Consider the following 13310-nt stretch of genomic DNA (forward strand, 5'->3'; position numbering starts at 1 on the left):
TATGCTTTTAACTGATGAAAAATTAAAAGAATTAAATCAGATTGCTGCTCAATTACGCTGCGATGTAATTGAAATGCTTTTAGAGGCAAAATCCGGCCATTCAGCTGGTACATTAGGAATGGCTGATGTTTTTGCTGCCTTATATTTCAGCGGCATTCTTAATGTAGATCCAAAAAATCCAAATTGGGAGGATAGGGATAGAGTTATCTTATCTAACGGTCATATTTGCCCAGTTCATTATGCGGCTTTGGCGCGAGCCGGATTTTTTCCTGTTGAGGAATTAAAAACCCTAAGAAAATTCGGTTCGCGATTACAAGGACATCCCCATGTTGGCACAACCCCCGGTGTCGATAATAGTTCTGGTCCTTTAGCTCAAGGAGCTTCTATTGCTGTAGGCTTAGCTTATGCAGCAAAAATGGATAAGAAAAAATGGCAAGTTTATTGTATTGCTGGCGATGGTGAACAACAAGAAGGACAAACATGGGAAGCCGTAATGTTTGCCGGAAAGCATAAATTAGATAATCTTACCTTTTTAATGGATCGCAACAATATTCAAATTGACGGCTTTACTGAAGATGTTATGCCACTTGAACCATTAAAAACAAAGTACGAGGCTTTTAATTGGCATGTTTTAGAAGTAGATGGACATAATATTAGAGAAATTGTTGATGCTTTATGTCATGCTAAATCAATTTATGAAAAACCGGTAATGATAATTTGTCATACTATTCCAGGAAAAGGTGTTGATTTTATGGAGTGGAAACCTGAGTGGCATGGAAAAGCACCAAATCCTGAAGAAGCAGCTCAGGCTTTAAAACAACTGCGTACTTTACAAGGTCGAATTACAAGCGAAGCAGAATAAAATATGATTAACCCAAACGCAAAACTTAATCCAAAATTATTTGATGCTGATGTTGAACAAAAACCAACTCGTGATGGTTATGGCGAAGGAATGGTAATTGCTGGTAAAGAAAATCCTAATGTGGTTGTTCTATGTGCAGATTTATCTGATTCAACTCGAGCAGCTATGTTTCAAAAAGTTTTTCCAGAACGTTTTATTGAAACGGGCATTGCTGAACAAAATATGATGGGATTAGCAGCGGGGTTAGCATTAGCTGGTAAAATTCCGTTTGTTTCAACATATGCTGTTTTTTGTCCTGGTCGGAATTGGGATCAATTACGCGTCAGTGTTTGTTATTCTAATGCCAATGTTAAAGTTACGGGCGCTCATGCTGGAGTATCAGTTGGTCCTGATGGCGCAACACATCAAGGATTAGAAGATATTGCTATTACTCGTTGTATTCCTAATTTAGTTGTTATTGCGCCATGTGATGTAATTGAAACTCGAAAAGCCACTGTTGCTGCTGCTCGCTACGTTGGACCTGTTTATCTTCGTTTTGCTAGAGAAAAAACACCAATTATTACAACTGAAGAAACACCTTTTGAAATTGGCAAAGCTACTATTTTCCGCGATGGAAAGGATGTGGCAATTATTGGATGCGGACCATTGCTTTATAATGCTATGCTTGCCGCTGAAGAATTAGCAAAAGAAGGGATTGATGTAATGGTTATAAATAACCATACTATAAAACCAATTGATAAAGAGACAATTATTGCAGCTGCACAAAAATGCGGAGCAATAGTAACAGTAGAAGATCATCAAATTATGGGAGGAATGGGTTCGGCAGTGGCAGAAGTTTTAGCTCAATATTATCCCGTGCCTATAGAATTTATTGGAATGAGAGATAGATTTGGCGAATCAGGTGATCCTAATGAATTGATTGAAGCTTTTGGAATGGGTAAAAATGCTATAAAAGAAGCAGTAAAAAAAGTATTACAAAGAAAACAAAAATAAATGAAGTATATTGCATCAAACAACAAACATCCTAAAAAAAATCAAAGAGGATTTACTCTTTTTGAGTTATTAATTGCTGTTTCTGTGGTAGCGATAGTAATGACTATTACTGTGGTTACTTTGAATCCGGCCGAATATTTAAGAAAAGCCCGCGATACTAAAAGAATTAGTGATTTAACAAATTTACAGTTAGCATTACAACTCGTATCGACTGATAGAAACATTTCAATGGGTGTTTGCGATGGAACAAAAATTTATGCTTCAGTTCCTTCGGAAACTCCTTTATCTAATGATAATCTACCCGCGGGCGTATCGTGGGTGCAAGTTTCACAAAGCAATTTAATGAAAAACGATGGAACAGGTTGGATTCCAATTGATTTTAGAAGTTTTTCTTCAAAAGGAATTCAATTGCCAGCGCTGCCAATAGACCCAAAAAATTCAGCAAATGAGTATTTATTTTATACTTATACCTGCAATAGTAATCGTCAATTTGTTTTAACTGCCTGGTTTGAATCACAAGCTTTTGGTCCAAAAGGACAAGATCCAAAAAGCAAAAAAGATAATGGCCCAGACCCTTATTTGTATGAAGTAGGAAGTAATTTATTTATTCATCCTTTAAAACCAGTGGGTTATTGGCCATTAGATGAAGGAGTGGGATCAACAACTGCTGATTTATCTGGTAATAATGTTAACATGCAGGTAAAAAATTTGGTTAATTGGGTGGATGGTGTTTCTGGTAAGGCAATTCAAATGGACCCTTCTGTTTCAACTTCTTGTGTAAATCAAGATGCAGGAGTATACACGGGTACTTTACCCGATAATATCAAAAATCTGCCCAGTTATAAATTTACTTATGAGTGGTTAAATTTAACAACTCAATCGGGACAAACACGTGTTCATTTGCCTACTGTTATAATAAGTGGTTGTGGGAATTGTAGTATATGGACGCGATATGCCGATGTTTGGATTGCTAATAGTGCCCAACAAAATACTTCAATTATTTTTTCACCTCCTTCTCACAATAGCTGGCATCATTTTGTACTTACTTTTGATAAAATTAATCTTAATAGTAAACTTTTTATAGATAACTCTTTAGCAGGACAAAGTAATTTAATTAGTGGAAGCGATTATGGAACTGTTCAATGGTTATCATTTGGTGTTTACCTTCCTATTTGTGTCGATTCTATACCAGGTGAAAAAATAGACGAAGTTTTACTATATAATCGCACATTATCACCAGCTGAAATCAATCGTCATTATCAATTAATAAAATAGGTCACATAAAAAAATAAATATTTAAAGATTATGTACGATATAATTTCAATTGGATCAGCAACAAGGGATGGATTTTTTGAAGGAATTCCTTTTGTTGTTGTAAAGGATAAAAGATTTAGAGTCGGAAAGGGGATAGCCCTACCTTATGGAGGAAAAGTAAAAGTGCCTAAAATAACTTTTACAACGGGCGGAGGAGGAACTAATACGGCTGTTACTTTTGCCCGACAAGGATTAAAAACAGCATGTATTTTTCGTGTGGGAAAAGATGTAAGCGGGGAAGAAATAATTAGAAATCTTCAAAGAGAAAAAGTTGATACTTTATATGTACAAATCGACAAAAACACCCCAACAGCCTATTCTGTAATTTTTTTAACTGAAACAGGCGAAAGAACAATTTTAAGCTACAAAGGCGCTGGTGAAAATATATCTGAAAAAGAAATTCCGTGGAACAAACTAAAAACAAGATGGTTATATTTAAATTCACTTGGTGGAAATTTAAATTTGTTAAAAAAATCTCTTTGGTTTGCCCAAAAAAATAATATTTTTGTAGCGGCTAATCCCGGTGGTGGAGAACTAGAAAATTTAAAAAAACACAAAGAATTATTGAAATATTTTGATATTTTCATTGTAAACCAAGAAGAAGCTTCTTATTTAACAGATATCCCTTATCAAAAAGAAAATCTTGTTTTTCAAAAATTAGATGAGCTAATACAAGGATTGGTAGTAATGACTAAAGGACCAGATGGCGTTTCTGTTTCCAATGGTAAAACATTATGGCAAGCTGGTACTTATCCTGAAAAAAGAATAGTTGATCGCACTGGCGCTGGCGATGCTTTTGCTTCAGGTTTTGTTTCTGTTTTTGCTAAAGAAAAAATTAAAAAAGCAGGATTTCGTAGTATTTTCCAAGATGAGAAAATTAAAGAGGCAATTAAGGTTGGAAGTGCGAATGGCACTTCTGTTGTGGAATATGTGGGTGCCAAAACGGGAATTCTCTATAAAAAAGATTTAGGTAATAAAAGATGGAAAAAATTGCCATTGAAAATATTTTCTTTGACAAATAATTAATTTTCAGTTAAAATAAGAGTGTTTTAAAACAAGGTCGGAAAAATCGTTTTATCTAATTTAGTTATTTTCATAATAAAATAACGGAAGATCAATAAAACGGAAATAAGTGTACCAGGGAAATAATCAAGGAGAAAGACAGATGTTTCACCCCAAAGAAGAAGAGAAATGGATTTGCGCTGAATGTGGTGCTGAAATTACTGAATTACCATTTGATCCCCGCCGGGATGAAGGTGGTAATGTCAGCGGTAATCTCTACTGCCGTGAGTGCCACAGAAAGAGACAATCCCAATTTCGAAATCGACGTGGTGGACGAAGATTCTAACTCCTGTCACTTCACAACAAAACCCCGTTAAAAACGGGGTTTTGTTATCTTTAATAATGACCTTTTTTGCGTTATAATAAAAATAACTATGACCATTTTAATTAAAAATGGCACCATAATAAATGGAAGCGGCAAAGAACCTTTTAAGGGGGATATTTTAATAAAAGACAAAAAAATAATTGATATTTCGTTTAATAAATCAATTAACAAAAAGGCTGAAAAAATCATTGATGCGTCTAATTTAATTATTACACCTGGTTTTATTGATATAAACAATGAATCCGATCACTGGTTAACGCTTTTAACTCAGAAGGAATTAGAAAGTTTAATCGCTCAAGGAATTACAAGTATTATTGTTGGTAATAACGGTTCATCTTTGGCGCCGGTTTTTAAAAACAGCTTAAAAAGTATCAGAAAATGGTCTAGTTTAAATGTTAATTTAAATTGGACATCAGTAGAAGAATTTTTGAAAACTTTAGAAAAACAAAAAATTAGTTTGAATATTGGCACTCTCGTTGGTCACGCAACTATCAAACGAGGGATTTTAGAAGAGGAATTTAGGGATTTAATTGATTCCGAAATTAAACAAATGCTTTATTTAATTGAAAAAAGTTTAGATGAAGGTGCGCTGGGTGTTTCAATGGGATTGCGTTTCAATCATTCTCGTTTGACTTCTTTTTCTGAAATTTTTTCAATTAGTGAAATAGTTAGAAAACATGATGCCATTCTTAATATCCAACCGCGATGGGAAAAACATGATATTTTATCTTTTATTAATGAAATTCATAATTTAGTAAAAACAATCACAAATGCGGAACAATTAAAAATTTTAATTTCATACCTCCGCCCATATAAAGAAAATATAGATGAATTAAAATTATCTTTGGGATTATTAGAAAAAATACGCGGTCAATACTGTCCAAATATTCATTTGGATGTTAACCCCTACACACTTGTCTCTAATCAAATGTATCTTTATTTGCCTGAGTGGCTTTTGTTTGGCAATTTTGAAATGATGGTTAGGGTATTATCTGAAAAAAATAATTATCAAAGAATTTTATCAGAATTAAAAGAGAAAAATTATGATTATGGCAAAATGATAATATCTTCTGCTCAGAATAATATTTTTTACTTTAATGGAAAAAGTATTAAATTTTTAGCCAAAGAAAGAGGGGTAACACCAGAAGAAATGTTTTTGGAAATTTTTAAAATTAGCAATGGAAGAGCGATGATTCTTTATGATGAAATTCTTTGGCCAGAACTTTTAGGATTAATGGAATTACCTTATACAATCATCACATCTCAAAATGCCGGTTTAAATTTTTCAAATTTTTCCTTCTTGCCGCATATTGCGTCCATTAATACTTTTCCAAGATTTATTGGTTTAGTAAAAAGTGGTGTTATTAATATAAGTCTAAGCGAAGCCATCAAAAAAATTACTTTCGAACCAGCTTTGAAAATCGGCATAAAAAATAGGGGATTAATAACTAAAGATTATTTTGCGGATTTGGTTATAATAGATTTAAAAGAAATTGATTATGCGGTTGATTATAAAAACCCCACCCAAAAACCAAGGGGGATTAAAACGGTGTTAATAAATGGTCAGATAGTTTTTGAAAATGATCAATTTACAAATAATACGGCGGGTCAAATTTTAACTCGATAATTTCTAAATTTTAAAATGCAATCACGCTCAACTATTACCATTACGTTTATTATTACTGTTGTCATAATAGTTCTTTCGGGACTGTTTATTCTAACCAGTGCCTCAATGATTTTGGGTCGAACTAATTTTAATGACCCTTATTATTATTTAAAACAGCAGGTTTTAAAAGGGATTTCTTTGGGAATTATTGGTTTTGTTCTCGCATATAAAATCCCTTACACTAAATATAAAAAATTTATTCCCTTGCTTTTTGTTGTTTCTATTATCGCCACCATCTTAGTTTTTACTCCGTTAGGTTTGGAATTCAACAATGCGAGACGTTGGTTAAAAATCGGCTCTTTTTCTTTTCAGCCTGCTGAATTATTAAAAATAAGTTTTATTTTATATTTGAGTTTGTGGCTTTCTAATAAAAATCAGAAAGAGAAAAATTCAATAAGTACAATTATAGCTTTTGTTTCGATGATAGGTGTTATTGGAGTAATATTAATTTCCCAACCAGCAACCAGCTCCTTTTTAATATTATTAGCTGCCAGCGCCATAATATTTTTTATCAGCGGAATTAAATTACGAAATATCATTTTACTAACAATGATCGGAATTTTATTGTTGGTTCTTGGTTTTATAATTCTGAAAAAAATCAATCCCAATGATTATAGAATTCAAAGAATCAATCATTATTTATTAATGTTTCAATCTGAAGATGATTTAAACGATAAGGATTTAGATAATAAAAATTATCAACTAAATCAATCACTTATGGCTATTGGTTCAGGAGGGTTGTGGGGTGTTGGCTTTGGAAATGCGGTAAGTAAATATAATAATTATTTACCAGAACCGATTGGCGATTCAATTTTTGCAATTTTTGCACAAGAATTTGGTTTAATAGGAAGTTTCATTCTTATTTTATTTTATTTAACACTCTTTTTACTTGGTTTAAAGATTAGTTTAAATATCTCGGATGAATTCGCAAAATTAGCTTCGTTTGGAATTATATCTTTAATAATAATCCAAGCGTTTGTCCATATTGGATCCATTTCCGGCCTTTTTGTTTTAACAGGACAACCACTTCCGTTAATAAGTTATGGTGGAACAAATCTAGCGATTATTTTGACATCTTTGGGAATAGTTGCTAATATATCTAAAAATGGGTGAAAAACACAAAAATATGCCAAAGGAAATCAATTTGCGAGAATTAAAATTAAAAATTGCTTTAGCTGGCGGCGGAACCGGAGGTCATACCTATCCTTTAATTGCTGTTTATCGCCAATTAAAAAAATTTTGCGAAAGCCATTTAATTATTTTGGATGCTTTTTATATTGGCCCCAATTCTTTTAATGAAGAAGTTTTTACAAAAGAAGGAATAAGGATTGTAAAAATTACCAGTGGCAAATGGCGAAATTATTTTTCACCATTAAATTTTATTGATGTTTTTAAATTAGTGTTTGGAACTTTTCAGGCCTTTTTTAAATTATGGAAACGAATGCCGGATATAATTTTTAGTAAAGGAGGATATGGTGCTCTTCCGACTGTTATTGCTGGTTATTTACTAGGAATTCCCATAGTTATTCATGAATCAGATGCCGCGCCTGGCAAAAGCAATAAAATAGCAGCTATTTTTGCAAAGAAAATAGCTTTGGCGTTTGAAACAACAAAGAGATATTTCTTACCCGAAAAAACCGTTGTGGTTGGCAATCCAATTCGAGATTCAATACTTCATAATAACATTTCTCAGGAAGACGGAAAAAAATATTTTGGTTTTTTGCCAGACAAACCTTTAGTTGTTTTTCTTGGCGGATCACAAGGCAGCCAAAGGATTAACGATTTAGTTTTAGACTGCATTGAAAATTTATTAAAAAATGATATTCAAATTCTTCATCAGGCTGGCCCGAAAAACTATAAAGAGATATTTCTTGAATCAAAATTAATCCTGGATTTTTTACCGGATCCTTATCCTAAATTTTATCAAGTTCGAGATTTTCTTAATGAAAAAGATTACTTATATGCTTTAGCGGGTGCTGATTTAATAGTTTCTCGAGCTGGTAGTGGAGCGGTTTTTGAAATTGCCGCTGCCAAAAAACCTTCAATTCTAATCCCACTACCAGAAGCAGCGCACAATCATCAATATCTTAATGCTATTGAATACGCTCGTTATAACGCAACAATAATGTTAGAAGAAAAAAATGCAACCCCTAATTTATTAATAAAACACATTCTAGATATTCTAAAGAATAATCCGAATCAAAAAGCATTAATGATAAATGGCGCCAAACTTTTTATTAAAAAAGATGCCACCGAAGAAATTACTAAAATCATTTTTGAAACATTACAAATATATTTTGAATAAATATGGTTCCAGCAAAACAAAAGATAATTAAAAATCCTCGTGTTCGTATTGCTCCTTCGCCAACTGGCTATTTTCATATCGGGACTGCCCGCACAGCTTTATTCAATTTTCTTTTTGCCAAAAAATATGAAGGAAAGTTTATTTTAAGAATTGAGGATACCGATGTAGAACGTTCGAAACCAGAATTTGAAAGGGATATTATCGAAGGCATGAAATGGTTAGGATTGTTATGGGATGAAGGGGTTGAAATAGGTGGGGAGTATGGTCCTTATCGCCAAAGTGAAAAAAAAGAAATATATGAGAAATATCTAAAAGAATTAATTGATAAAGGCGCAGCATATTATTGTTTTTGTTCAGCCGAAGAGTTGGAAGTTAAACGCCAAGAAATGATGAGTAGGGGAGTTGCGCCTATCTATGATGGGACCTGCCGTAATTTATCAAAAAAAGAGATTGAAGAGAAACTAAAAAACAAAACCCCTTTTGTTATTCGTTTGAAAATACCCGAAAAAGAAATAATATTTAATGACTTAATTCGTGGCAAAGTTAAATTTGATACAAAATTAATAGGGGACTTTATTATTGCCAAAAACTTTCAAAACCCTCTTTATAATTTCAGCGTAGTAGTTGATGATTATGAAATGAAAATTTCTCATGTTATTCGAGGCGAAGAACATTTATCAAATACACCAAAACAACTGGCTATTTATGAAGCCCTGGGTTGGTCAGTCCCGGAATTTGCCCATCTCCCCCTCATTTTAAATCCCGACAGAAGCAAAATGTCCAAAAGATTTGGCGATGTTGCCTTAAAAGATTTTCGTAAAAAAGGATATCTACCCCAGGCTATTCTTAACTTTTTACTTTATCTAGGTTGGCACCCTAAAGAAGAAGTTGGAAAGCCAATCAATGAAATTCTTGATTTAGAAGAAATGATAGAACAATTTGATTTTTTCCGCATTCAAAAAGCTGGCGCTATTTTTAATATCGAAAAATTAAATTGGATTAATACCGAACATATTAAAAAACTATCGCTTGATGAACTAACACTTCAAGTTATGCCGTTTTTAAAAGAGAAATTTGGCGAATCTCTTCTAACAAATATGGAATTGATTAAAAAAGTAGTGGATTTACATCGTCAAAGAATAAAAACATTAAATGAATTACCTGAAATTGCATCATATTTTTTTGTTTTGCCTGATTATAATGCCGATTTACTTTATTGGCAAAATATGGAAAAAAGCCAATTAATGGATAATCTTGACTATTTATATAATTTATTTTCTAATTTAGAACCTAAACTTTTTACAAAACAACAATTAGAAACCTTGATTATGCCAGAAGCGGAAAAAAGAGGTAGGGGAACAATTTTATGGCCTTTAAGAGTGGCACTTAGCGGACTCAAAAATTCTGCGGGTCCTTTTGAAATTGCCGAAATTTTAGGAAAAACTGAAACATTAAGACGTTTAAATCTTGCTCGAGAAAAAGTAAAAAATCAAAATTAAATGCGTACATTCGCTAAGAATATCTTTAAAATATTTTTAATTTTTTGTCTTGTTTTGGTTTTGGGTTTAAATAATATTTCGGCTGTTACTTATCAAGAACTCCAAAAACAAATCGATGCTAAAAAGGCGGAGATTAATCAGTTAATTCAACAGGCTGAAATTTATAATGCCGAACTTGAAAAAACACAAGCTACTTCTAAAACACTCAGCAACGAACTTAAAAGAATTCAAAATAATTTAAATAATATTAATTACAAAATCAAAATAAACGAAGTTCAAATTGAAAAACTAACGCTTGAACTAGAACAATTAGAAATGGATATCGGCAATACAAGCGAGGAAATCAACATCAAAAAGGTTATTCTTGCAAAAACACTGCAAAATCTCTACGAAAAAAATAAAGAATTGGACCCCCTTATTATTGTTTTAAAAAATATGAAAATTTCTGATGCGCTTTCTGAAATTAACAATATTCAAAATATAAGCATTAATTTGCAAATAACATTAGATGAATTGGAGGGTTTAAAAGAAAATTTAACAAATAAACAGACGGATACAGCTCGCAAAAAACAAGAATTAGAACAAACAAGAATCAATTTGAATAATCAAAAAAGAATAGTTTTGGCTTTGCAAGATGAAAAAACTACCTTATTAAATAAAACTAAAAATCAAGAAAAAAACTATCAAACCCTCTTGGAAAATATTGAAAAACAAAGATCGGAAATTGAGTTAGAAATATCTCGCTTAGAAGAAGCATTAAAAGCCCAGATTGATCCATCATTGCTACCATCAGCACGCGCTGGTTTGCTTTTGTGGCCGGTTAGCAATCCTGTTATTACTCAAGGCTTTGGGGTTACAAGCGCTTCCAAATATTTCTATAATATAGGACGATACAAAACACCCACTCATAATGGAATTGATTTAAAAGCCAGCCTTGGCACGCCAATTTATGCAGCAGAAGATGGGGAAGTAATAGCGGTTGGTAATCAAGATTTATATTGCTACAAAGGAGCATATGGTAAGTATGTGGTTATAAGACATTATAATAATTTGACGACCTTATATGCCCATTTATCGTTGCAAACAGTTAAAAAAGGCGATATAGTTAAAAGAGGAGATATCATAGGATACAGCGGGAGTTCCGGCTTTGCCACCGGCCCACACTTACATTTTACTGTTTATTTTTCTCCAACATTTCAAATGACCGGAAGTGCTTCGTGTGGTCCAATGCCCATTGGCGCTCCGGTTAATCCGCTTCCGTATCTCCAGTAATTAAAAATTGTGCGACATATATTAAATTTAAATTATGCTCGGCAATCATAAATCTCCAATTCTCATTTATTTCATTGTCTTTGTAATTTTTTTCTTAATTGCCAACAATGAAGCGCATTCGCAAAACGCTACAAACATCCAGACAACCATAAGGAATTCCTGGTATAATTTATTACCGAATTTTATAAAAAATTTTATTCATAATATAACTAATTTCACTGAAGAAAAATTAAATCCATCCATACAAAATGAAGTTGGAGACATAGTAAATAATCCCACCAATCAATCTGCTCAACAAACATTTTTTAATAAAATAAAAAACCGATTATCAAGCTTATCCAAGGAAATTAATAATTTTTTTAAAGTAGATATTGGTAGCGCTTTTAAAAAAATAATGAATTTATTTATTTATGGATTTAATAAAGGAGTGGAGTTTATAAGAAATCTATTTTCTTGCCAATATTTCTTCAACTATAATTGTTAGTTAAGTAGTAAATAGTAAAGAAAAAGTCATAAATAATGAGAGGGATTTCTTTAAAAATCCTTAAACACGTCGCAAAATCTACCTTGTGCGACGTGTTTGATTTTTCTAAAAAACAATAAAAATCCCGCCATATATCTTTCCTACCGATCTCCTAGGCTATTATTTTTATCTTTATAATTTTATTTTTCTTTTTATAATTAATTAAATATGCGTACTTCCTATTCTAATTTAGAAATATTTGAAAATTGTCCAAAACGTTATGAATTTCAAGTAATTGAAAAAATTAAAACCCCTCAAAGCAAGGAGCAATTTTTAGGTACCATTTTACATAAATGCCTAGCTTTTCTTTACAAAAGGGCCCCTCTATTTCCCCACCTCGATGAATTGCTTGATTATTTTAAAACGCAATGGAAGGAGGCAGAAAAATTTAAATGGCGTGATAACTATGAAAAAGAGGCCTACTTTAAAGAAGGTTTAAGAGTTTTAGAAAATTTTTACAAAAAAAATATCCCCTCTTTTGCTATTCCAATGGACTTGGAAAGTTATTTTGAAACCGAAATTGAAGATGAAGCAAATAATACCATCCACATTTTAACGGGTCGTATTGATCGCATCGATAAAAAAGAAGATGAAACATTTGAGATTATTGATTATAAAACAAATAAAAAAATGCCAGCCGAAGCAAATTTAAAAAATAATTTACAGCTAGCAGTTTATATTTTGGGTTTTTTAAAAAAATGGCCAAATTTAACCTCAATCGACAAAATTAACCTCACCCTCTATTATTTAAAACACGGCGAAAAACTTACAGGCAAAAAAAATGAAGAAGATATTTTACTAACCAAAAAGCGCGTTCTCAAAAATATTCATGAAATTGAAAAAAACTACTTCCCCCCTATTCCTTCTAAATTATGTCATTCCTGTCCCTATCGAAAGATTTGTCCGATGTGGTCACATTTATATCAAAAAGAAAAGACACCCGAAGAGACAGAAATAAAAAAATTAATTACTGAATATTTTAAATTAAAAGAAGAGGTTGATAATAATAAAGCTAAGTTAGAAGAAATTAAAAAACAGATTAATCATTATGCTCAAGAAAAAAATTTAGAAAGAATTTTCGGCGATGAAGGCTTCTTTTCTTATCAAATACAACAAATTAAAGAATATGATAACGAACAATTAAAAAACCTTTTGATTAAAACAGGTTTATGGACAGAAGTTTCTATGCTAGACAAGAAAAAGTTGGAGAAATTGCTAAAAAAAATAGATTCTTCCCTACTTCAACAAATTGAACAATTACAAAAAATAAAAAATCGCAAAATTTTGAAAGCTATTAAGAAAGACATTGAAATAATAAAAAGCACGCTTAATGAAGAAGAATAAAATTTATTCTGAGCACTTTTCAATAATAATCGGAGTTTTTTGAACAAAATTTATTGCAAATAAATAGCCCAGAGCAAAACTAATTGTGACGATTAGAAAAATGAAAATCGCTATAATAAACACTCTTTTATTATTTGAAAAAAAT

11 protein-coding genes are annotated in these 13310 nt (G+C 32.0%); all 11 read left to right on the top strand.

The window, feature by feature from the left end:
• The first annotated feature begins 1 nt into the window (after position 1).
• On the top strand, positions 2-862 hold the full coding sequence (locus N2692_02095) for a transketolase (GenBank protein ID MCX8016070.1): 861 nt from the start codon (positions 2-4) through the stop codon (positions 860-862).
• Positions 863-865: 3 nt separating this feature from the next.
• Positions 866-1855: a transketolase family protein gene (locus tag N2692_02100; GenBank protein MCX8016071.1), complete on the top strand. Its 990-nt coding sequence runs from the start codon at positions 866-868 to the stop codon at positions 1853-1855.
• Positions 1856-3130 (top strand): prepilin-type N-terminal cleavage/methylation domain-containing protein, encoded by a 1275-nt coding sequence (locus N2692_02105; GenBank protein ID MCX8016072.1) that lies wholly within the window; start codon positions 1856-1858, stop codon positions 3128-3130.
• Positions 3131-3160: 30 nt separating this feature from the next.
• Positions 3161-4195 carry a carbohydrate kinase family protein gene (locus tag N2692_02110; GenBank protein MCX8016073.1) on the top strand — a complete coding sequence of 345 codons (1035 nt, stop codon included), beginning with the start codon at positions 3161-3163 and terminating at the stop codon, positions 4193-4195.
• Positions 4196-4605: 410 nt separating this feature from the next.
• Positions 4606-6183, top strand: a complete 1578-nt coding sequence (locus N2692_02115) for an amidohydrolase family protein (protein MCX8016074.1) — start codon at positions 4606-4608, stop codon at positions 6181-6183.
• A 15-nt stretch (positions 6184-6198) separates the two neighbouring features.
• Complete coding sequence (locus tag N2692_02120; protein MCX8016075.1) at positions 6199-7335, top strand: FtsW/RodA/SpoVE family cell cycle protein; 1137 nt, start codon at positions 6199-6201, stop codon at positions 7333-7335.
• A 13-nt stretch (positions 7336-7348) separates the two neighbouring features.
• The gene (locus N2692_02125; protein ID MCX8016076.1) at positions 7349-8527 is read left to right on the top strand and encodes a UDP-N-acetylglucosamine--N-acetylmuramyl-(pentapeptide) pyrophosphoryl-undecaprenol N-acetylglucosamine transferase; all 1179 of its coding nucleotides are present in this window, start codon (positions 7349-7351) and stop codon (positions 8525-8527) included.
• Positions 8528-8529: 2 nt separating this feature from the next.
• Positions 8530-10026: a glutamate--tRNA ligase gene (gene gltX, locus N2692_02130; GenBank protein ID MCX8016077.1), complete on the top strand. Its 1497-nt coding sequence runs from the start codon at positions 8530-8532 to the stop codon at positions 10024-10026.
• Complete coding sequence (locus N2692_02135) at positions 10027-11298, top strand: peptidoglycan DD-metalloendopeptidase family protein (protein MCX8016078.1); 1272 nt, start codon at positions 10027-10029, stop codon at positions 11296-11298.
• A 34-nt stretch (positions 11299-11332) separates the two neighbouring features.
• Positions 11333-11782 carry a hypothetical protein gene (locus N2692_02140; protein ID MCX8016079.1) on the top strand — a complete coding sequence of 150 codons (450 nt, stop codon included), beginning with the start codon at positions 11333-11335 and terminating at the stop codon, positions 11780-11782.
• 207 nt (positions 11783-11989) lie between these two features.
• Complete coding sequence (locus N2692_02145; protein ID MCX8016080.1) at positions 11990-13165, top strand: PD-(D/E)XK nuclease family protein; 1176 nt, start codon at positions 11990-11992, stop codon at positions 13163-13165.
• The last annotated feature ends 145 nt before the right edge of the window (positions 13166-13310 follow it).

The sequence above is a fragment of the Patescibacteria group bacterium genome, assembly GCA_026415775.1.
Classification (GTDB): Bacteria; Patescibacteriota; Minisyncoccia; order UBA6257; family JAAZHW01; genus SKW32.